Source organism: Nocardioides lentus (genome assembly GCF_039529515.1).
GTDB classification, from domain to species: Bacteria; Actinomycetota; Actinomycetes; order Propionibacteriales; family Nocardioidaceae; genus Nocardioides; species Nocardioides lentus.
The window spans coordinates 40477-59986 of the sequence record NZ_BAAAMY010000010.1 but is presented as its reverse complement, the minus strand read 5'-3'; the positions used below and the strand labels follow the sequence as shown (position 1 = coordinate 59986).

22 protein-coding genes are annotated in these 19510 nt (G+C 73.9%); 10 read left to right on the top strand and 12 right to left on the bottom strand.

Features of this window, described 5'->3' with window-relative positions; all coding sequences use genetic code 11:
• A partial coding sequence (locus ABD158_RS16925) for a leucyl aminopeptidase (protein ID WP_344008791.1) occupies positions 1-1264 on the top strand: 1264 nt, incomplete at its 5' end.
• 46 nt (positions 1265-1310) lie between these two features.
• Here the strand turns inward: ABD158_RS16925 and ABD158_RS16920 are convergent.
• Positions 1311-1706: a hypothetical protein gene (locus tag ABD158_RS16920; RefSeq protein WP_344008790.1), complete on the bottom strand. Its 396-nt coding sequence runs from the start codon at positions 1704-1706 to the stop codon at positions 1311-1313.
• 181 nt (positions 1707-1887) lie between these two features.
• Here ABD158_RS16920 and lpdA point away from each other — a divergent pair, with 181 nt between their 5' ends.
• Genes lpdA through ABD158_RS16905 form a run of 3 tightly spaced genes read left to right on the top strand, consistent with a single transcriptional unit; the run spans position 1888 to position 6222 of the window.
• Positions 1888-3291: a dihydrolipoyl dehydrogenase gene (gene lpdA / locus ABD158_RS16915; protein ID WP_344008789.1), complete on the top strand. Its 1404-nt coding sequence runs from the start codon at positions 1888-1890 to the stop codon at positions 3289-3291.
• A gap of 35 nt (positions 3292-3326) precedes the next feature.
• Positions 3327-5303 (top strand): 2-oxoglutarate dehydrogenase, E2 component, dihydrolipoamide succinyltransferase, encoded by a 1977-nt coding sequence (gene sucB / locus ABD158_RS16910; RefSeq protein WP_344008788.1) that lies wholly within the window; start codon positions 3327-3329, stop codon positions 5301-5303.
• Between the two features lie 28 nt (positions 5304-5331).
• Entirely contained in the window at positions 5332-6222 is an 891-nt protein-coding gene (locus ABD158_RS16905; RefSeq protein ID WP_344008786.1) for a TIGR01777 family oxidoreductase, read from the top strand.
• Positions 6223-6602: 380 nt separating this feature from the next.
• Here ABD158_RS16905 and ABD158_RS16900 read toward each other — a convergent pair whose 3' ends face one another.
• Positions 6603-7232, bottom strand: a complete 630-nt coding sequence (locus ABD158_RS16900) for a hypothetical protein (RefSeq protein ID WP_344008784.1) — start codon at positions 7230-7232, stop codon at positions 6603-6605.
• A 69-nt stretch (positions 7233-7301) separates the two neighbouring features.
• On the opposite strand from ABD158_RS16900, the gene lipB reads away from it, so the two are divergent.
• From lipB to ABD158_RS16875, 5 genes are read left to right on the top strand one after another with little or no spacing between them, the layout of a single operon-like run.
• Positions 7302-8048 (top strand): lipoyl(octanoyl) transferase LipB, encoded by a 747-nt coding sequence (gene lipB / locus ABD158_RS16895; RefSeq protein ID WP_344008783.1) that lies wholly within the window; start codon positions 7302-7304, stop codon positions 8046-8048.
• 14 nt (positions 8049-8062) lie between these two features.
• Positions 8063-8803, top strand: coding sequence for a hypothetical protein (locus ABD158_RS16890; protein ID WP_344008782.1), 741 nt, complete (start codon positions 8063-8065; stop codon positions 8801-8803).
• 29 nt (positions 8804-8832) lie between these two features.
• Positions 8833-9705, top strand: coding sequence for a hypothetical protein (locus tag ABD158_RS16885; RefSeq protein WP_344008781.1), 873 nt, complete (start codon positions 8833-8835; stop codon positions 9703-9705).
• Positions 9706-9741: 36 nt separating this feature from the next.
• A complete protein-coding gene (gene lipA, locus ABD158_RS16880; protein WP_344008794.1) occupies positions 9742-10656 on the top strand; it encodes a lipoyl synthase in 915 nt (304 codons plus the stop codon).
• A 60-nt stretch (positions 10657-10716) separates the two neighbouring features.
• Positions 10717-11466, top strand: a complete 750-nt coding sequence (locus ABD158_RS16875; RefSeq protein WP_344008780.1) for a DUF4191 domain-containing protein — start codon at positions 10717-10719, stop codon at positions 11464-11466.
• A gap of 66 nt (positions 11467-11532) precedes the next feature.
• Here ABD158_RS16875 and ABD158_RS16870 read toward each other — a convergent pair whose 3' ends face one another.
• Genes ABD158_RS16870 through ABD158_RS16855 form a run of 4 tightly spaced genes read right to left on the bottom strand, consistent with a single transcriptional unit; the run spans position 11533 to position 13815 of the window.
• The gene (locus ABD158_RS16870; RefSeq protein ID WP_344008779.1) at positions 11533-12297 is read right to left on the bottom strand and encodes a hypothetical protein; all 765 of its coding nucleotides are present in this window, start codon (positions 12295-12297) and stop codon (positions 11533-11535) included.
• Between the two features lie 3 nt (positions 12298-12300).
• A complete protein-coding gene (locus ABD158_RS16865) occupies positions 12301-12960 on the bottom strand; it encodes a SatD family protein (protein ID WP_344008793.1) in 660 nt (219 codons plus the stop codon).
• Between the two features lie 52 nt (positions 12961-13012).
• Positions 13013-13423 (bottom strand): RDD family protein, encoded by a 411-nt coding sequence (locus tag ABD158_RS16860; protein ID WP_344008778.1) that lies wholly within the window; start codon positions 13421-13423, stop codon positions 13013-13015.
• Between the two features lie 41 nt (positions 13424-13464).
• Positions 13465-13815, bottom strand: a complete 351-nt coding sequence (locus tag ABD158_RS16855) for a hypothetical protein (RefSeq protein WP_344008777.1) — start codon at positions 13813-13815, stop codon at positions 13465-13467.
• A 168-nt stretch (positions 13816-13983) separates the two neighbouring features.
• Here ABD158_RS16855 and glnA point away from each other — a divergent pair, with 168 nt between their 5' ends.
• The gene (gene glnA, locus ABD158_RS16850) at positions 13984-15414 is read left to right on the top strand and encodes a type I glutamate--ammonia ligase (RefSeq protein ID WP_344008776.1); all 1431 of its coding nucleotides are present in this window, start codon (positions 13984-13986) and stop codon (positions 15412-15414) included.
• A 110-nt stretch (positions 15415-15524) separates the two neighbouring features.
• Here glnA and ABD158_RS16845 read toward each other — a convergent pair whose 3' ends face one another.
• The 6 genes from ABD158_RS16845 to ABD158_RS16820 all read right to left on the bottom strand — a co-directional run bounded on the left by ABD158_RS16845 (position 15525) and on the right by ABD158_RS16820 (position 19505).
• Positions 15525-15872 carry a type II toxin-antitoxin system PemK/MazF family toxin gene (locus tag ABD158_RS16845; protein WP_344008775.1) on the bottom strand — a complete coding sequence of 116 codons (348 nt, stop codon included), beginning with the start codon at positions 15870-15872 and terminating at the stop codon, positions 15525-15527.
• Positions 15859-16089, bottom strand: coding sequence for a ribbon-helix-helix domain-containing protein (locus ABD158_RS16840; RefSeq protein ID WP_344008774.1), 231 nt, complete (start codon positions 16087-16089; stop codon positions 15859-15861). The genes ABD158_RS16845 and ABD158_RS16840 overlap by 14 nt, the downstream gene beginning before the upstream one ends.
• 72 nt (positions 16090-16161) lie before the next feature.
• Complete coding sequence (locus ABD158_RS16835) at positions 16162-16593, bottom strand: organic hydroperoxide resistance protein (RefSeq protein WP_344008773.1); 432 nt, start codon at positions 16591-16593, stop codon at positions 16162-16164.
• A gap of 56 nt (positions 16594-16649) precedes the next feature.
• Entirely contained in the window at positions 16650-17339 is a 690-nt protein-coding gene (locus ABD158_RS16830; RefSeq protein ID WP_344008772.1) for a LeuD/DmdB family oxidoreductase small subunit, read from the bottom strand.
• Complete coding sequence (locus tag ABD158_RS16825) at positions 17336-18601, bottom strand: 3-isopropylmalate dehydratase large subunit (protein WP_344008771.1); 1266 nt, start codon at positions 18599-18601, stop codon at positions 17336-17338. Before ABD158_RS16825 ends, ABD158_RS16830 begins: the two co-directional genes overlap by 4 nt.
• A 7-nt stretch (positions 18602-18608) precedes the next feature.
• On the bottom strand, positions 18609-19505 hold the full coding sequence (locus tag ABD158_RS16820; protein ID WP_344008770.1) for an isocitrate lyase/PEP mutase family protein: 897 nt from the start codon (positions 19503-19505) through the stop codon (positions 18609-18611).
• Positions 19506-19510 lie beyond the last annotated feature (5 nt).

Here is a 19510-nt window from a genome sequence, read left to right as displayed (position 1 = left end):
GTCGACCACCGTCGGCGCCCAGGCCGTGCGCCGGGCCGCGGGCGTCGCCGCGCGCCGCGTGCCCAACGCCGCGTCGGTCGCCCTGGCGCTGCCCGCCGACGAGCCCGCGCTGGTGCGCGCCGTCACCGAGGGCTGGCTGCTGGGCGGCTACACCTTCGACCGCTACCGCTCCACCGAGGACCCCGCCGGCCGTCGTCCCGGCGAGGTCGTCGTCCTCTCCCCCGGCGCCCGGCGCCAGGAGACGGTGGCCGCGTTCGAGGAGGCCCGCACGCTCGCCGCGGCCGTCACCGACGCCCGCGACTGGGTCAACACCCCCGCCGGCGACCTCACCCCGCCCGCGTTCGCGGCGGCCGTCGAGGCCGCCCACGCCGAGCTCACCGGCGGTCGCGGCGCCCCGAAGGTGGGCCTGCGCGTCCTCGACGAGGACGAGCTCGCCGAGCTCGGCTGCGGCGGCATCCTCGGCGTCGGCCGGGGCTCCGCCGCCCCGCCGCGGCTGGTCGAGCTGACGTGGGAGCCGAAGGGCGTCAAGGACGCCCCCCACCTCGCCCTGGTCGGCAAGGGGATCACCTTCGACTCCGGCGGGCTGTCCATCAAGCCCGCGGGCAGCATGGCCACGATGAAGCTCGACATGGCCGGCGCCGCCGCCGTCGTGCACGCGACGTTCGCGATCGCCCGGCTCGGGCTGCCGGTGCGCGTGTCGACCTTCGTGCCGCTCGCCGAGAACATGGTCTCCGGCACCTCGACGCGTCCGGGCGACGTGCTCCACATGTACGGCGGGCGCACCGTGGAGGTCTCCAACACCGACGCCGAGGGCCGCCTGGTCCTCGCCGACGCCCTCGGCCGCGCCGTGGAGGTCTCCCCCGACCTCGTCGTCGACGTCGCGACGCTCACCGGCGCGATGGTGATGGCGCTGGGCGAGCGGGTGACCGGCGTGCTCGGCACCGACGAGGTCGTCGAGCGGGTCGTGGCGGCCTCCGAGGAGGCCGGCGAGCCCTCGTGGCACATGCCGATCCCCGAGGAGATGACCGACCGGGTCCGCAGCTCGAAGATCGCCGACCTCGCGCAGGCCGACGGCGTGCGCTGGGGCGGAGGACTGTTCGCCGCGGCGTTCCTGCGGGAGTTCACCGGCGGCCTGCCGTGGGCGCACCTGGACATCGCCGGCACGTCGTACAACACCGGGGAGGCGTGGGGCCACGTCACCCCGGGCGGCACCGGCGCCGCCGTCGCGACCCTGGTCGACCTGGCCCGGGCCGCCGCCCGCTGACGCCGTCGCGGGCGCGGGGAGGTCGGGCTCGACCGCGCCCGGTGGCTCAGTCGCCCTCGAGCAGGCGGCGGCGCTCCGCCTTCTCGGCGGCGAGCTTGCGGGAGTTGAAGTCGCGCATGCGCTGCGGGATGCCGACGACGGCGGCGTCGTAGCTCGGCACCTGGTGGCGGTTGCAGAACCTGTGGGCCCAGTCCACCGACGGCACGCGCCGCCGCGTCCACTCGCCGTCGTGGGCGACCAGCAGCAGGGTCACGTCGCTGACCGCGGTGCGGGGCTCCACGAAGCCCTCCACCCCGCGGCGGGCCGTGACGAACTCGCGCAGGTGCGCCTCGTCGCCGGCGTCGGACGCGCGGACGGTCGTCGAGCCGGTGCGGGCGGAGTCGGAGGCGGGGCGACGCATCTTGGGGCCGCGGCCTCCACGGAACCGGTCGAACAGAGCCATGGCCCCATCATGCCTGGTCACGACCACCCCGGCCGACGATCGCCGGTCCCGCACCATCCGCCCCACCCGGCACCTGCTCACCTGCGCACCCGGTGTCCGCGCGGGTGCGAACAGTGCAAGGATGGTCGTCCCGGCGCCACGGCACGGTGGCGGGCCGACGACATGGGAGGCGAACCACCACGTGAGCGGCGCGGACACCGACGCGGACGTCGACACCCGTTTCGACCTGCTCGTGCTGGGCGCCGGATCCGGCGGCTACGCCTGCGCGCTGCGCGCGGCCCAGCTCGGTCTGCGGGTCGGCCTGGTCGAGAAGGGCGAGCTCGGCGGCACCTGCCTGCACGTCGGCTGCATCCCAACCAAGGCCCTGCTGCACGCCGCCGAGGTCGCCGACTCCGCGCGTGACGCCGCCCGCTTCGGCGTGCGCGCCACGCTCGACGGCATCGACGTGCCCGCCGTGAACACCTACCGCCGTCGCGTCGTCTCCCGCCTCCACAAGGGCCTCACGGGCCTGATCTCCTCCCGCGGCATCACCGTGATCGACGGCGAGGGTCGCCTGACCGGGCCCCGCGAGGTCACCGTCGACGGCACGACGTACACCGGGGAGCGGCTCGTGCTCGCGACCGGCTCGTACTCGCGCTCCCTGCCCGGCCTCGACGTCGACGGCGACCGGGTCATGACCTCCGAGCACGCCCTGGACCTCGAGCACGTGCCGGAGTCGGTGGTGGTGCTCGGCGGCGGCGTGATCGGCTGTGAGTTCGCGTCCGTGTGGGCCAGCTTCGGCGCGCGGGTCACCATCGTCGAGGCGCTGCCCCGGCTCGTGCCCGGCGAGGACGAGGCGTCCTCGGCCGCCCTGGAGCGGGCCTTCCGCAAGCGCGGCATCACGGTGCGGACCTCCACCTCCTACGAGAGCGTGAAGGTCGGCGACGGCTCGATCGCGCTGTCCGTCAGCGGGGGCGAGGTGATCGAGGCCGAGCGGATGCTCGTCGCCGTCGGCCGCGGCCCCTCGACCGCGGGCCTCGGCTACGAGGAGCAGGGCCTGGGCATGGAGCGCGGCTTCGTGCTCGCCGACGACCGCTGCCGCACCAACCTCGAGGGCGTGTACGCCGTGGGCGACATCGTGCCCGGCCTGCAGCTGGCCCACCGCGGCTTCGCGCAGGGCGTCTTCGTCGCCGAGGACGTCGCGGGCCTCGAGCCCGCGGCCGTCGACGAGTCCGCGATCCCGCGGGTCACCTACTCCCATCCCGAGGTCGCCTCCGTCGGCTTCGACGAGGCCTCGGCGGTCGCGGCGTACGGCGCCGACGGGGTCGAGACCCTCACCTACGACCTCGGCGGCAACGGCAAGAGCCAGATCCTGGGTACCCAGGGTTTCGTGAAGCTCGTCCGCCGCGTCGACGGCCCCGTCGTCGGCCTGCACATGGTCGGCGAGCGGGTCGGCGAGCTCGTCGGGGAGGCCCAGCTGATCTACGGCTGGGAGGCCCACCCCGAGGACGTCGCACCGCACGTCCACGCCCACCCCACCCAGCACGAGGCCCTGGGCGAGGCCCACATGGCCCTCGCCGGCAAGCCCCTGCACGCGCACAGCTGATCTCCTCGACCCGAACGACGCGAAGGAAGTCCTCCATGGCCACCGAAGTCACCCTCCCGGCACTCGGCGAGTCCGTCACCGAAGGCACCGTCACCCGCTGGCTGAAGTCGGTCGGCGACGAGGTCGCCGTCGACGAGCCGCTGCTCGAGGTCTCCACCGACAAGGTCGACACCGAGATCCCCTCCCCGGTCGCGGGCACCCTGCTCGAGATCAAGGCCGAGGAGGACGAGACCGTCGAGGTCGGCGCCGTCCTCGCGACCGTGGGCGAGGAGGGCGAGAGCGCCGGCGACGCCGACGAGACCGCCACCACCGAGGCCCAGCCGGCCGACGAGGACGAGGCGGCCAAGAAGGCCGAGCAGGAGGAGCAGATCGCGGAGGAGAAGGGCGAGCTGCCCGACGGCGACGCGACCCCCGAGAAGGAGAAGCAGGACGACACCTCCGCCCCGGCGGCCGAGTCCGGCGACGCCTCCCGGGCCTCGGGCGGCTCCGGCTCCTCCGGCGGGGGCTCCGGCGACGCCACCGCGGTCACGCTGCCCGCGCTCGGCGAGTCGGTCACCGAGGGCACCGTCACCCGCTGGCTGAAGTCGGTCGGCGACGACGTCGCCGTCGACGAGCCGCTGCTCGAGGTCTCCACCGACAAGGTCGACACCGAGATCCCCTCCCCGGTCGCGGGCACCCTGCTCGAGATCAAGGTCGCCGAGGACGAGACCGTCGAGGTCGGCGCCGAGCTCGCGCTGGTCGGCTCTGGTGAGCCCGGCCAGGGCGCCGAGGCCACGGACACCGCCACCCCGGAGGCCCAGCCGGCCGACGAGGACGAGGCGGCCAAGAAGGCCGAGCAGGAGGAGCAGATCGCCGAGGAGAAGGGCGAGCTGCCCGCCGGCGACGAGACCCCCGAGAAGGACAAGTCCGACGACGCGCCAGCCGACGCGCAGGCGCGGACCGCGGGCTCCGAGGCCCCGGCGCCCACCAAGGACCGCCAGGCCGAGCAGCCCGTGCGCGAGGAGGCCTCCTCGGTCGACTCCGGCGCGGCCAAGGCCACCGACAAGCCCGGGACCGGCTCGGGCGGCGACGGCCACGGCTACGTGACCCCGCTGGTCCGCAAGCTCGCCGCGCAGCACGACGTGGACCTGTCCCAGGTCACCGGCTCCGGCGTCGGCGGCCGCATCCGCAAGCAGGACGTGCTCGACGCGGCCAAGGCGCGCGAGTCCGCCCCCGCCGAGGCCCCCGCCGCCCCCGCGGCGTCCGCCCCCTCGGGCGGGTCGTCCTCGGCCGCCCAGGCCCCGTCGAACGACCCCTCGCCGCTGCGGGGCACGACCGAGAAGATGTCGCGGCTGCGCAAGGTCATCGCCAAGCGGATGGTCGAGTCGCTGCACACCTCGGCCCAGCTCACGCAGGTCGCCGAGGTCGACGTCACCAACATCGCCCGCATGCGCGAGGCGAAGAAGGCCGACTTCCTCGCCCGCGAGGGCGTCAAGCTGACCTACCTGCCCTTCTTCGCGAAGGCCGCGATCGACGCGCTCAAGCAGCACCCGTCGCTCAACGCCACGATCGACGAGGAGGCCGGCGAGGTCACCTACTACGACCGCGAGAACGTCGCGTTCGCCGTCGACACCGAGAAGGGCCTGCTCACGCCGGTCGTCAAGGACGCCGGGGACCTGTCGATCGCCGGGCTGGCGAAGAAGATCGCCGACGTCGCGGAGCGCACCCGGACCAACAAGATCGGTCCGGACGAGCTCGGCGGCGGCACCTTCACGGTGACCAACCTCGGCAGCTTCGGGGCCCTGTTCGACACCCCGATCATCAACCAGCCGCAGGTCGCGATCCTCGGGCCCGGCGCCGTGGTGAAGCGCCCCGTGGTGATCGACGACCCCAACCTGGGCGAGACGATCGCGGTGCGCCACATGGTCTACCTCGCGCTGACCTACGACCACCGCCTGGTGGACGGCGCCGACGCCGGCCGCTTCCTGCGCGAGGTCAAGCAGCGCCTCGAGGCCGGACAGTTCGAGGTCTGAGCGTCATGACGGACAGGGTGGTGTCGCGGTGAAGGTCGTCGTCTCGGGGTCGTCGGGATTCCTCGGCACCCACCTGGTCCGCCGGTTGAAGGAGCGCGGCCACGAGGTCACCCGCCTCGTGCGCCGTGCCTCCGAGGCCTCGGACGAGTCGACGTGGGACCCCTACGAGGGTGCCGTGGACCGCACCCTCGTGGGGACCGCCGACGTCGTCGTCTCCCTGGCCGGCTCCCCCACCGCGGGCAACCCGCACTCGAAGAAGTGGGCCGCCGAGCTGCGCGAGAGCCGCGTGACGACCACGCGCCTGCTCGCCGACGTGATCGCGGAGGCGGAGAGGCCGCCGGCGTTCCTGGCCGGCAACGGCATCTCCTACTACGGCGACCGCGGCTCCGAGGTGCTGACCGAGGACGCCGACTCCCGCGAGGGCTCCCTGCTGACCGACGTCACCCGCGACTGGCAGGAGGCCGCGGAGCCCGCCGTACGGGCGGGGGCGCGGACCTGCGTCCTGCGCACCGCGCCGGTGATGGACCGGCGCAGCGCGCCGCTCAAGCTGCTCCTGCCGCTGTTCAAGGCCGGACTCGGCGCGCGGCTGGGCGACGGCAGCCAGTACTTCCCGATGATCTCGTGCCGCGACTGGGTCGCCGCCACCGTGTTCGCCGCCGAGCACGACGAGGTGTCGGGCCCGCTGAACCTGTGCTGCCCCGACACCCCGACCAACGCCGAGTTCACGCAGGCCCTGGCCTCGGCCGTGCGCCGCCGCGCGTTCCTCGCGGCCCCGGCGTTCGTGGTCGACAAGGCCGGCGGCGCGATGTCGGGCGAGGTGCTCGGCTCGATGCGCACCCGCCCGAAGGCCCTCGAGGACGCCGGCTTCACCTTCCGCGACGTCGACGTCCGCGACGTCATCGCCACCGGCCTGCGCTGACCCCCGGCCCCACCGGAGGTCGAGGCGCGAGGGACCCCCGGTCTGACCGGAGGTCGGGGCGCGAGGGCCCCCCGGGCCCCACCGGAGGTCGAGGCGCGAGGGCCCCCCGGGCCCCACCGGAGGTCGAGGCGCGAGGGCCCCCCGGGTCCCACCGGAGGTCGAGGCGCGAGGGCCCCCCGGGTCCCACCGGAGGTCGAGGCGCGAGGGCCCCCCGGGTCCCACCGGAGGTCGAGGCGCGAGGGCCCCCGGGTCCCACCGGAGGTCGAGGCGCGAGGGCCCCCCGGGTCCCACCGGAGGTCGAGGCGCGAGGGCCCCCCGGGTCCCACCGGAGGTCGAGGCGCGAGGGCCCCCCGGGCCCGAGCCACGAGACCCCGCAACCCTCAGACCGGCTCCACCTCCGCCAGCAGCCACTCGCCGTCGACGCGGCGCCAGGTCAGCAGGTGGTCGGTCGGCTGGTCACCGGGCAGCGCCGTGGGTCTGACCTCGTCGCCGACGACCAACCCCCCGACGACCTGGTCGGTCACCGCCATCACCCGGGTACGACGGTCCGCGCGGCGCAGGTCCGCCCTCAGGACCTGCGTGGTGAGGTCCTCGACGACCAGGCCCCGCTCGACGTACGACGCCAGCGCGGCGACGTCGCGCTCCTGCGCCGCCGAGCCGGGCGCGTAGAGCGCGGCGAGGTCGTCGAGGTCGCCGTCGGCCCAGGCCCGCGCGCGGGCGGCGTCGAAGCTGCGGAGCATGCGCAGCCCCGGCGGCGTCGCCGGCTCGGCCAGCAGCGGGTCGCTCGGGGTCGCGGCGACGGGGGCCACGTCCGGGTAGCGCTCCGCGGGCTCGTCGACGCTCGCAACCACCGCCACCGCGCCGACGACGACGGCCGCGACGAGGATCCCGACCAGGAGCACGACGGGCGCCCCGGTGCGGACCGGGGGTGCCTCCCGGGCCGGGGTGGTCCCGGTGGGTCGGGCCGGGCGCAGCGGTCGGGGGCGACGACGGGGGGCGGCGTGGCGCATGCCTCGAGCCTGCCCCCGCGGCGACGACGTCGCATCCACTCATCCACAGGCCCGGCGTAGCCTGGCCGCGTGGACGCAGCGGACCTCGACGTACGGCTGGTGGGCATCGGCGACGACGCGGTGGACTACCGCGACGCCTGGGAGCTGCAGCGCGAGGTCCACGCCGGTGTCGTCGCCGGTGGCCCCGGGACCGTGCTGATGCTCGAGCACCCACCCGTCTTCACCGCCGGCAAGCGCACCCGTCCGGCCGACCACCCGGCCGACCCGGGCGGCGCCCCGGTCCTCGACGTCGACCGCGGCGGCACCATCACCTTCCACGGCCCCGGCCAGCTCGTCGGCTACCCCATCGTGCGGCTGCCGCAGCACGTCTTCGTCGTCGACTACGTCCGCCGGGTCGAGGAGGCGCTGATCGGCGTCTGCCGCGAGCTCGGGGTCACGACCGCGCGCGTCCCGGGCCGCAGCGGCGTCTGGCTGCGCGCCGACGAGCCCGGCCGCGGCACCCGCCCCGAGCGCAAGATCGCCGCCCTCGGCATCCGGGTCTCCAAGGGCGTCACCATGCACGGCTTCTCGCTGAACTGCGACGTCGACCTCGGCTGGTTCGACCGGTTCACCCCCTGCAGCATCGACGACGCCGGGGTCACCTCCCTGTCGGCCGAGCTCGGCCGCGACGTGACGGTCGCCGAGGTGCTGCCGGTCGTCGAGCGTCATCTGCGCGGGCTCCTGGCCTGGGAGCCGTACGACGCGACCCCCGACTACGAGCCCCGGCCGGACCCGGTCCGTGGCCCCCGTGTCGAGGTCCTCGCGCCGGGCGCCTGACCGGGTCGGCCGCCGTGCTCGCGGACCGCTCCTCCGGCGTGCGCGGGCTGGTCGTCGCCGTGGTGGTCGTGACGACGCTGTGGACCGTGGCGTCCGTGGCCCTGCTCCGGGCCGCAGCGGCCTCGGAGCGGCTCGTCACCGACACCGGGGGACGGCTGGTGCCCGCCACGACCTGGGACGCGGCGGCCGAGGCCATCGCGTCCGCCGGCACCGTGGTCCAGCCCGCCGTGCTCGTGCTCGCGGCCGTCGCGGTGCGCCGCGCCTCGCGGGTGGGCCCGTGGCTGCTGGTCGCCGCGGTCGCGCTGCTGCCGCCCCTCGTGCTGGTGGTCGCCGCGGTGCCTGGCTCCGGGGAGCGCGCCGGGCTCACGGCCGCCGCGGGGCCGGGGGTGGGCCGGTGGGCGCTGCTGATGCTCGCGGTGGCCGTGTGCGGCGCGCTGGCCGGTCTCGCCGCGCGCCACCACCTCCCCTCGGTCGTCGCGGCGGCCCTGGTGGTGCCCACCGCGGTCGCGGTCCGCGCCGTCGTGCGTGACGTCTCGGCGGCTCCGGCCGCGTCGGCCGGGCTGCCCGCGGTCGCGCGGGAGTCCGTGCTGCTGGGCGGCACCCGGATCAGCAGCGCCGGCGGTGAGGCGTACGTCGGCGCGCTCGAGGGCGGCGTCCGGGTGGTGGTCCTGATGCTCGTCGCCGCGGCCGTGGCGGCGTCCGCCGCGGGCTTCCTGCGGGTGCTGCGCCAGGACGACGCCGAGCAGCAGGTGTAGCGCCGGCTCCTCCGGGGAGGCTGCGCGACATGGACCTCCGCGCGGCCGCCCGGCCCTCCCCCCGGCGTACGTGGGTGCTGGCGGTGCTCGGGGTGGGCGTCTGGACGGCGCTCGTCGCCCTGCTCGCCGGGGCGTACGTCGTGGAGGCGACCTCGGAGTCCGTGCCGGCGATCAGCCAGTGGTCCGACGTGGCGGACGGGCTGGCGATCACGACCCTGCTCGCCGCCCTCGCAGTCACCGCGTCGCTGCGGCGCCGCGACGCCGGTGCCCGGCAGCTGGTGCTCGCGGCGCCGCTGCTGGTGCTCGTGCCCCAGGTGGTGGTGGCCGTGCGCGTCGCGGTCCTGTGGCGGGCCGAGGCGCCGGAGCTGCCGCTGGCCGGCGCCGTCAGCCCGTCGGTGACGCCGGTGGGCGCCGGTCTCGGGGCGTACGTCGGGGCCGTCGCCGCCGGCGGCCTGAGGCTGCTGCCCCTGGTCCTGCTCGCGGGTGTGCTCGGCCGCCTCGCCGGACGGCTCGGTTCCGCCGGTGGGCTCGTCGTGGCCGCCGCTTGGGTGACGGCGCTCGTGGCGACCACGGAGGTCTCCGGGACGCCGTCGTACGCCGCCACCCGGCCCGACTCCGGCCTGCGCACCGCGATGGAGGTCGTCGTCACCGGGGAGCCCGAGCCGTTCGTGCCGCAGACGGACGTCGGGTGCCACCCCCTGGTGGGTCCGCTGTGCGGCGAGGACCTGTCGCTGGGCCCGGCGTACCTGTATCCCGCGGCCGCGCTGCTGGCGGTCGCGGCGCTCGCGGTCGCCTGGTCGCGGGCCCTGGACGCGGCCACCGGCGCGACCGTGCGCCACACCCGGCGGCACGCGCACGACCGGGCCCCGGACGATGACGGCCCGCGCACGGCCCGGACGTAGAGTGGGCGCGTGACCATCGCACCCGACGGACGCAAGATGCTGCGCCTCGAGGTCCGCAACAGCGAGACCCCGATCGAGCGCAAGCCCGAGTGGATCAAGACCCGCGCGAAGATGGGTCCGGCCTACAAGGAGCTGCAGGACCTCGTGAAGGGCGAGGGCCTGCACACCGTGTGCCAGGAGGCCGGCTGTCCCAACATCTTCGAGTGCTGGGAGGACCGCGAGGCGACCTTCCTCATCGGTGGCGACCAGTGCACCCGCCGCTGCGACTTCTGCCAGATCGACACCGGCAAGCCGCAGCCGCTCGACCGCGACGAGCCCCGCCGCGTCGCGGAGTCGGTGCAGAAGATGGACCTGCGCTACGCCACCATCACCGGCGTCGCCCGTGACGACCTGCCCGACGGCGGCGCGTGGCTGTACGCCGAGACCGTGCGCGTGATCCACGAGCTCAACCCCGACACGGGCGTCGAGAACCTGATCCCCGACTTCAACGGCAAGCCCGACCTGCTGCGCGAGGTCTTCGAGTCGCGGCCCGAGGTGCTGGCCCACAACGTCGAGACGGTGCCGCGGATCTTCAAGCGGATCCGCCCGGCGTTCCGCTACGACCGCTCCCTCGACGTGATCACGCAGGCCCGCGAGTTCGGCCTGGTCACCAAGTCGAACCTGATCCTCGGCATGGGCGAGACCCGCGAGGAGGTCTCGACGGCCCTGCAGGACCTGCACGACGCGGGCTGCGAGCTGATCACGATCACCCAGTACCTGCGCCCCTCTCCGCGCCACCACCCCGTCGAGCGGTGGGTGAAGCCCGAGGAGTTCGTCGAGCTCAAGGACGAGGCCGACCAGATCGGCTTCTCCGGCGTGATGAGCGGGCCGCTGGTGCGTTCGTCCTACCGCGCCGGCCGGCTGTACCGTCAGGCGATGGACGCCCGGGCCACCACCCCGGCGACCGCCTGACACAGCCCCGTCCGCGTCGGCGACGACACGGGCGCCCGAGCCGCGAGAGGCACCACCCCGATGTCGAGCACCACCCCGAAGCCGTCGCGCGCGGAGAAGCGCGCCGCGAAGAAGGCCGCCAAGGCCAACGGTCAGCCGGGTCGCATCGCGCAGATCCGCGACACGTACCGGATGACCAAGAAGGGCGACCCGAAGATCGGGCCGATCCTGCTGGCGACGTTCGTCGTCGGCGCCCTCGTCGGCTTCGGCATCTTCTGGTTCATCCCCGGCCCCCGGCTGCTGTTCTCGATCCCGGGCGCGCTGCTGTTCGGCCTGCTCGCCGTCGTCATCGTCTTCGGGCGCCGCGCGCAGAGCTCGGCGTACGCGCAGATGGAGGGGCAGAAGGGGGCCGCCGCCGCGGCGCTCAGCATGCTCAAGCGCAACTGGAAGACCGACCCCGCCGTCGGCTTCAACAAGCAGCAGGACGTCGTGCACCGGGTCATCGGCCCGCCCGGCATCGTCCTGGTCGGCGAGGGTGACTCCCCCGCGCGCCTGCGCACGCTGATGACCTCCGAGCGCAAGAAGCACGAGCGCGTCCTCGGCGACGTGCCCGTCAGCGAGGTCGTCTGCGGCCGCGGCGACGGCGAGGTGCCGCTGCCCAAGCTGGTCAAGCACATCCAGAAGATGGACAAGAAGGTGAAGCCCGCCGAGCTCACCGACGTCCGCGCCCGGATCAAGGCCGTCGACGCCCGCCGCGGCGCCGTCCCGCTCCCCAAGGGCCCGGTCCCGACCTCGATGAAGGGCATGCGCGCCAACATGCGCGGCCGCTGAGCCCTCGCCCACCGGCCCGGCACCCCGGGTCCCGACCTCCGGGCCCCCGTCCTCAGCCCGTGGTCCTCAGCCCGCGCTGGCGACGAGCGCCAGCGAGCCCAGCGCCAGGGACCAGCTGACGAAGCTGCCCACGAGGAAGTACTCCGTGAGCGCGTGGATGGCGACCTGCTCGCGGCGCGACGACAGCTCGGGCCAGCGCAGCAGGCCCTTGGCCGCGATCACGATGCTGGCCGCGGTCACCTCGCCGGCGAGGCCGAGGCCGAGGATCACGAGCCGCTCCATGGGTCCGAGCAGCCGCCCGCCCTTGAGCTCGACCGCGGGGTGCTCGGCGGAGTCCACGAGCTGCGGGGCGGCGGTGCGGGTGGCGCCGAGCACGAGGCGCACGACGAGGTTGGCCGTCGACAGCTGCACGGCGGCGACCGCGGCGACCATCAGCAGGCGGTCCGGGTCGTCGGCGGCTGCGTCCCACGGCAGCGCCGCCGCCCAGCGCCGGAACGGGCCCGCCACCTCGTCGGCCAGCGGCGACAGCAGCAGCGCCAGCGTCACCCCGACGGCCAGCACCGTCAGCGCGAGCGCGGCGTCGACGGGGCGGTCGGTGTCGCCCGTGCCTCCCGCGTGACCGGTGGCCCGTCGTACGGCGAGGCTCCAGGCGACCACGACCGCCGAGGCCCCCAGCAGCACGACGATGTCGCGGGGCCCGGCGCCGACCAGCACGCCGAGGAGCGGCACGACCAGGGCCCCGACCAGCTCCGGCACCACCGGTGCGGACCAGCGGCCCCGGACCAGGTCCACGACGGCCACACCCAGGAGCAGCAGCGCCAGCCAGACCACGAATCACACCCCTCTCAGCAGCTGCTCGGCGGCGAGGAGCGCCGCGAGCCCGTCCCCGCGGACCCGCTGGGAGACGGCGGACGCCGAGATGCCCTCGCTCTCGGCGAGCTCGAGCTGCGTCCGGCCCTCCAGCAGACCCAGGAGAAGCCTGGCGGAGCGCACCGACATCGGTCCGGCGACCTGGTCGCGACACACCAGCAACGCCTCGACGAGCGCCGGGTCCGGCCCGGGCACGGCGGCCTGCGGGTCGGCGCGGTACGCCGTGCGCCGGTGCCGCAGGCCGCCCCGGGCCGCCTCGGCCTCGACGGCGACGATGGCGTCGCGCGCCGCCCACCAGGCGGGGCCGTCCTCGATGCCGCCGGCCGCGTCGACCTCGGTGACCTCGCCCCAGCCCACGCCGAAGCGGACGTCGACGCCCGGCTCCCCCGTCAGCAGCATCAGGCGCAGCCACAGCGTGGCGTGCAGGGCCTGCCCGACGCCGGCGAAGGCGCCCTGGAACTCGTCACCCACCGTGACCCGCAGCGGCGAGAGCGCTCCCAGCCGGTCCGCACCGCCCAGCACCGCGACGACCCGCTCGTGGAGCAGCCGGCGGTCGACGGCCGCGCGGGAGGACACGAGGTCCGCGATCACCACCGCCCGCGGTGATGAAGTCTTCTGCTTCATTGTCACCGAATGAAGGTATCACCTTCACATTGCGCGGATGAAGCGCAGTGCTTCAGCGGCGCGGCAGCCTCACGGTCCGCGTCGCGGCGATCACGTCGTGCAGACCCCGGCCGTCGGGCTGGAACACCAGCGGCGGGATCACCAGGGCGATCATCACCTGCCGCAGCAGGATGATCGCGGGCCACGCCGCCGTGGGGCGCCCGATCGGGGCCGTGCGGAGCCCGGTGACGAGCTTGCCGAAGGATCCGCCCAGCAGGATCGTGAGGACCGCGCTCTCGAGGATGAAGACGCCCAGGGTGTAGAGCCCGGGCGCCGGGTCGCCGGAGGCCGAGTAGTAGCCGTCGAAGCCCAGGAAGAGCAGCACCACCAGCGTCGAGGCGACCCAGTCCACGACCAGCGCGACCATGCGTCGCGGCCAGCTCGCGTACGACGGGTCGACGGCGGTGTCATCGGTGTCGGCCACGGCTCCACGTTATCCGGGCGCCGGTACCGCCCGGCGGGTGCTCAGGACGTCTGCGCCCAGCCCGCGACGGGCAGCGCCAGGTACACGCCGACGCTGCAGCCGTCGACCTGGGCGAGGACGGCGTCGCGGAGCCGCTCGCAGCGCGCGTCGCGATCGGCCGCGCGGCTCTCGTGGTGCTTCGAGTGCACGTGGACCACGAGGTCGAGGCCCCCGGAGTCCAGCGGTCCCCGCGCGCGGAACCGGAGGTCGACGTCGCCGGGCCCGAGCGGGTGGTCGTAGGGCTCCTCGGGGCACGCCACCGCGAGGGAGACCGCGTGCGGCAGGGCCGCGGCGAGCCGGCGCAGCCGCGCCTCCCCCACGCTCGCGGCGTGCACGACCTCGACGATGGGCACGGCGGCAACCTAGCGCCCGGTCCACCCCCGGGAGTCCTGTAACACGCACGAAACAAACGGGATACGGTCGGGAAACTGCCCGTCCCTAGGTTGGTCACGATCCCGGGGGCACCCTCGCCCCCGACCGCTCCTACCCCACCGGCCCGCGCCAGCGGCCAAGGAGGATGAATGTTCGCGAACAGCGACGAACTGCTGAAGTACATCAAGGACGAGGGCGTCGAGATGGTCGACGTCCGCTTCTGCGACCTGCCCGGCATCATGCAGCACTTCACGGTGCCGGTCTCGTCCTTCGACCAGTCGGTCTTCGACGACGGCCTCGGCTTCGACGGGTCCTCGATCCGCGGCTTCCAGGCCATCAACGAGTCCGACATGCAGCTGTTCCCGGACCCGACCACGGCGTACATCGACCCGTTCCGCACGGCGAAGACGCTGAACGTCAACTTCTTCATCCACGACCCGATCACCGGCGAGGCCTACTCCCGCGACCCGCGCAACATCGCGCGCAAGGCGCTGGCCTACCTGGCGAGCACCGGCATCGGCGACACGGCGTACTTCGCCCCCGAGGCCGAGTTCTACATCTTCGACTCGGTGCGCTACTCCACCGACGTCAACGCCGGCTACTACCACATCGACTCCGTCGAGGGCTGGTGGAACTCGGGCAGCGAGGGCCAGGGCGGCGAGGCCAACCTGGGCTACAAGACCCGCCTCAAGGGCGGCTACTTCCCCGTCGAGCCCTACGACCACTACTCGGACCTGCGCGCCGAGATGGTCAAGCACCTCGAGGCCTGCGGCCTGCAGGTCGAGCGCGCGCACCACGAGGTCGGCACGGCCGGTCAGGCGGAGATCAACTACCGCTTCGACACCCTGCTCAAGGCCGCCGACGACGTCATGAAGTTCAAGTACCTCGTCAAGAACACCGCCTGGGCGGCCGGCAAGTCGGTCACCTTCATGCCCAAGCCGATCTTCGGCGACAACGGCTCCGGCATGCACGTGCACCAGTCCATCTGGAACGAGGGCTCGCCCCTGTTCTACGACGAGACCGGGTACGGCGGCCTCTCGGACATGGCGCGCTGGTACATCGGCGGCATCCTCAAGCACGCCCCGTCGCTGCTGGCGTTCACCAACCCGACCGTGAACTCCTACCACCGCCTGGTGCCCGGCTTCGAGGCCCCGATCTCGCTGGTCTACTCCTCGCGCAACCGCTCCGCCTCGGTCCGGATCCCGATCACCGGGTCCAACCCCAAGGCCAAGCGCATCGAGACCCGCTTCCCCGACCCCTCGGCCAACCCCTACCTCGCGTTCTCCGCGCTGCTGCTCGCCGGCCTGGACGGCATCAAGAACAAGATCGAGCCCGCCGCCCCGATCGACAAGGACATCTACGAGCTGCCGCCGGACGAGATGGCCGAGATCGACCAGGTCCCCACGAGCCTCAACGCCGTCCTCGACGCGCTCGAGGCCGACCACGAGTTCCTCCTCGTGGGCAACGTGTTCACCCCGGACCTGATCGAGACCTGGATCGACTACAAGCGCACCAACGAGATCGCGCCCGTGCAGCTGCGCCCGCACCCGCACGAGTTCGAGCTCTACTACGACATCTGAGCCACCCGCTGAGGTGGTCGAGCCTGTCGAGACCACGACGACCGCCGGTCCCCGCACAGGGGGGCCGGCGGTTCGTCGTCGTCGGGGTTGCGCCGCACGGACGAGGCTCCTCAGAGCTGGAGGTGCAGCCGCAACGCGTCGTCCAGCTGACGCTCCACGGCGAGTGGGATCCGGCCCACCACGGCGCCGATGCGCTCGACCGCGACCGACCGCACCTGCTCGGCCTGCGCCTTCGAGTCCCGCCGCAGTCCGGTGTCGGCTGCGGGGAGCAGCACCTGGAACGGCAGCACCCGATCGGTGCTGCTGGTGACGGGCACGACGGTCAGGACACCGCGGCCGAGCCGTGCCGCCGCGGCGTTGGCGTCGTCGTTGCTGACGAGCACCGCGGGGCGACGCTCGTCGGCCTCGCTGCCGCGGGACGGATCGAGGTCGACGAGCCTGATCTCACCGCGGCGCATCGGGGACGCCGTCACCGTCGACCGCGGACCACGCCTCCGCCTCGGTCGAGCGCTCCCACTCCTCCCACGCCTCGGCGTAGGACTCCGTGAGACCGGGGTGCGGCAGTCGCCGGACCGCCTGCTGGACCGCCGCGGAGCGCGACGGCAGACCCTCCTGCTCGACGTACGCGTCGAGCGCCGCGACGTCCGCGTCGGTCAGGCTCACACTCAGCTTCACACCGCTGATGCTACCGCGGTGGCACCGGCACCCAGCTCACCCGACGGGACCGCGACGGTCGGCGCCACCCGGTCACGCGGTGGCGACCGCCCGGACCTCGACGTCGATGTTGCCGCGGGTGGCGTTGGAGTAGGGGCACACCGCGTGGGCGGCGTCGGCCAGCTCGACGCAGGTCGCCTCGTCCACGCCGGGGATCTCGACGGTCAGGACCACGGCCAGACCGAAGGCCTCGCCCACCGGACCGATGCTCACCTCGGCGGTGACCAGGGAGCCGGACGTGTCGATCCGGCGCTTGCGCCCGACGGCACCCAGGGCTCCCTGGAAGCAGGCCGCATAACCGGCGGCGAACAGCTGCTCGGGGTTGGTGGCGCCGCCGGGGCCGCCCATCTCGGTGGGTGGGGCCAGGTCGACCTCGAGCAGGCCGTCGTCGGTCCTGGCCCGACCGGCGCGGCCACCCGTGGCGCTGGCCCGTGCCGTGTAGGCGATGCGGTCGAGAGACGTCATGGAGGGACTTCCTTCTGTCGTGGGCGTGATCTGGTTCGCGTCGGAGACGGGGGCGCCTACCCGGCGGCGGTGGACCCGTCGGGGGTGACGCCGTCGGCGGCGGGCGACGCCGCGGGGGTCGTGCGGACCGCGAGCGGGCTCTCGACGTCACCCACGGGCGCGGCGGCGGGTGGCGGGGTCGGGCTCCCGGGCCCGTACTGCTGCTTGAGCAGGTTGAGGCCGCCGCCGGCCTCGGTGACGTTCACGGCGTGCCGGCTGGGTGGGGTGCCCTGCACCGTCCGCCCGGTGCGGGTCACCGTCACGCTGGCGGACTTCCAGTCGACGACCACGTCGTCCCAGCGCTCCACCAAGTCACTGATGCCCGGGACCGTGACCATGGGCATGCCCTGGTAGAGCTCGCCGCGCCAGAAGCCGGGGGCGAAGCTCTCGGCCACCACGGCGACGATCCCGGCGTTGCGCATCGCGATCATGGCCGGGTAATGGGGGTGGCCGTAGCCGAAGTTCCGACCGCCGACGATCACGTCGCCGTCCCGCACGTCGTCGACGAAGGCCGGGTCGTACGCCGTCATCAGGACGGACCGGAGCTTGTCGGGGTCGTAGTACTTGATGTTCTCGACCCCGATGACGAGGTCGATGTCGAAGTCGTCGCCGAAGACCCAGGCCACCCGGCCGCGGAAGACGGACGGGACGGCGGGCCCGGTGGCCGGGGCGGACGAGGCCGGGCCGGTGTCGGTCGAGGCGCTCACGCCATCACCTCCCGAGGGTCGGTGACGACGCCGCGGAGGGCGGAGGCGGCCACGGTGTAGGCGGAGCCCATGTAGATGTTGGCGTCCGTGGAGCCCATGCGGCCGGAGATGTTGAGCACCCCGGTGGAGATCGCGTTGTCACCGGGCGAGAGCGGCGAGGCGTACCCGACGCAGAAGTCGCAGGAGGCCTCCGCCACGTTCGCCCCGGCGGCCTTCAGCACGTCCAGGAGGCCCTCCGACGCGGCCTGGTCGTAGATCCGCTTCGAGGTCGGCACGACGTTGAAGGTCACGCCGTCGGCCACCCGACGGCCCTCGAGGATCTCGGCGGCGGCGCGGATCTCCTCGATCCGCCCGCTCGCGCAGGAGCCGATGTAGGCGTGCTGCAGCGTGGTGCCGACGAGGTCCCCGACCGGCTTGGTGTTGCGTGACTTCGCCGAGCCCGGGAGCACGACCTGCGGCGACAGCGCCGACAGGTCCACCTCGTGGGTCGCGGTGTACACGGCGTCCGGGTCGCTCCAGACGGGCTCGAGCTCCTCGCGCTGCACGGACCGGGAGTACTCCAGCGACAGGTCGTCGGGGTTGAAGATCGCGGACACGGCACCGGTGAACATCGCCATCGCGCACAGTCCCTGGCGCCGGTCGATGGACATCGACTCCGCTCCCGGACCGACGTACTCCATCACCTGGTGGGCGCAGGCGTCGGCGCCGTGCTCGGCGATGATGTGGTGCAGCAGGTCGCGGTTGTCGACGCCGTCGGCGAAGCCGCCCTCGAGGTGGAACCGGGTCGAGGCGGGGACGTCGAGGTGCACGGCCCCGCTGACCCACGCCTCGAGCAGGTCCTTGCGGACCCCCCAGCCGAGGGCGCCGAAGGCGCCCAGGCCGGAGACGTGCCCGTCGAAGTGCACCAGGAAGCGACCGGGGGCGGCGTAGCCGAGCTCGGCCGCGACCTGGTGGCCGATGCCCGCCCCCTCGTGGACGGCGACCCCGTTGAGCCGCGCCCAGTCGCGGGTGACGTCGTGCATCTCCTTCTCGCGCTCGTTGTTCCTCGTCGTCATGTGGTCGATGAAGAGCACGTAGCGCTCGGGCTCGCGCACCCGGTCGATGCCGAACTCCTCCTTCATCTGGCGGAACATGACGTCGGTGTAGCCGGGGTAGTCGTAGGCGATCATGTAGTCGGGGCGGAACGGGTGGTTCTCGCCGGCGCCGACGCGCTCGAGCCGGCCCGCGCGGGCCAGGATCTTCTCGGTGATGGTCGAACCCATGGGGGTCTCAGAGCTCCTCGGGGTCGGGCAGGTACTGCTGCTGGCGGCGCTCGATCTCGGGGAAGCCGATCATCTGCACGAAGTCCTCGTGCGCCATGTAGCGACCGGAGACGTCGGGCAGCGGCTCGCCGGCGGTGAGGCGGGTGAAGGAGTCGCGGACCGCCGTGGCGGCGGCGAGGATGCCGTGGGTGGCGATCATCGCGACCTTGATGCCGGCCTGGGCCATGGCCTCGTCGGTGAACTCCCGCTCGACCCACGTCCAGGCGGTCAGGGAGGCGACGAGCGGCACGCCGGTCAGCTCGTGGCAGCGCTGCCACTCCTCGAGCCCGGTGAAGGTCTTGGACACGGGCATGATCAGGTCGGCGCCCGCGCCCACGTACGCCTCCGCCCGCTTGAGCGCGTCGTCGCCGACCGCGTCGGTGCGGGCGATCAGGAGGACGTCGTCGCCCAGCCCGTCCTTCGCGGCGCGGACCTTGCCGGTGGCCTCCGCGATGGGGGTGACCTCCACCGGGTCGCCCACGCAGACCGGACAGCGCTTGGGCGAGACCTGGTCCTCCATGAAGACCGCGGAGACCCCGGCGCGACGCATCGAGGCGGCCGTCCTGCCGGCGTTGATGGCGTTGCCGTAGCCGGTGTCGATGTCGGCGATGATCGGCAGGGAGGACGCCTCCCTCATCCTGCGGACGGCGTCGACGCCCTCGGTGGCGGTGAAGACCTCGGCGTCGGGCATGCCCAGCGCGGCGGCGACGGCGAAGCCGGACGCGCACAGCGCCTCGAAGCCCGCCTGCTCGGCCAGTCGTGCGGAGAGGCCGTCCCACACGCCGGGGGCCTTGACGACGCCCTCCCGGGCGATCAGGTCGCGCAGCGGTGTCGGCCCCGTGACGGGGCTCGGGTTCGCGCTCATGTGGA

Excerpts from the sequence above, each read along its gene's own strand:
- ABD158_RS16920 (WP_344008790.1), bottom strand. The coding sequence starts at position 1,706 with ATGGCTCTGTTCGACCGGTTCCGTGGAGGCCGCGGCCCCAAGATGCGT.
- sucB (WP_344008788.1), top strand. The coding sequence starts at position 3,327 with ATGGCCACCGAAGTCACCCTCCCGGCACTCGGCGAGTCCGTCACCGAA.
- ABD158_RS16900 (WP_344008784.1), bottom strand. The coding sequence starts at position 7,232 with ATGCGCCACGCCGCCCCCCGTCGTCGCCCCCGACCGCTGCGCCCGGCC.
- ABD158_RS16885 (WP_344008781.1), top strand. The coding sequence starts at position 8,833 with ATGGACCTCCGCGCGGCCGCCCGGCCCTCCCCCCGGCGTACGTGGGTG.
- lipA (WP_344008794.1), top strand. The coding sequence starts at position 9,742 with ATGCTGCGCCTCGAGGTCCGCAACAGCGAGACCCCGATCGAGCGCAAG.
- ABD158_RS16875 (WP_344008780.1), top strand. The coding sequence starts at position 10,717 with ATGTCGAGCACCACCCCGAAGCCGTCGCGCGCGGAGAAGCGCGCCGCG.
- ABD158_RS16865 (WP_344008793.1), bottom strand. The coding sequence starts at position 12,960 with ATGAAGCAGAAGACTTCATCACCGCGGGCGGTGGTGATCGCGGACCTC.
- glnA (WP_344008776.1), top strand. The coding sequence starts at position 13,984 with ATGTTCGCGAACAGCGACGAACTGCTGAAGTACATCAAGGACGAGGGC.
- ABD158_RS16845 (WP_344008775.1), bottom strand. The coding sequence starts at position 15,872 with ATGCGCCGCGGTGAGATCAGGCTCGTCGACCTCGATCCGTCCCGCGGC.
- ABD158_RS16835 (WP_344008773.1), bottom strand. The coding sequence starts at position 16,593 with ATGACGTCTCTCGACCGCATCGCCTACACGGCACGGGCCAGCGCCACG.
- ABD158_RS16825 (WP_344008771.1), bottom strand. The coding sequence starts at position 18,601 with ATGGGTTCGACCATCACCGAGAAGATCCTGGCCCGCGCGGGCCGGCTC.
- ABD158_RS16820 (WP_344008770.1), bottom strand. The coding sequence starts at position 19,505 with ATGAGCGCGAACCCGAGCCCCGTCACGGGGCCGACACCGCTGCGCGAC.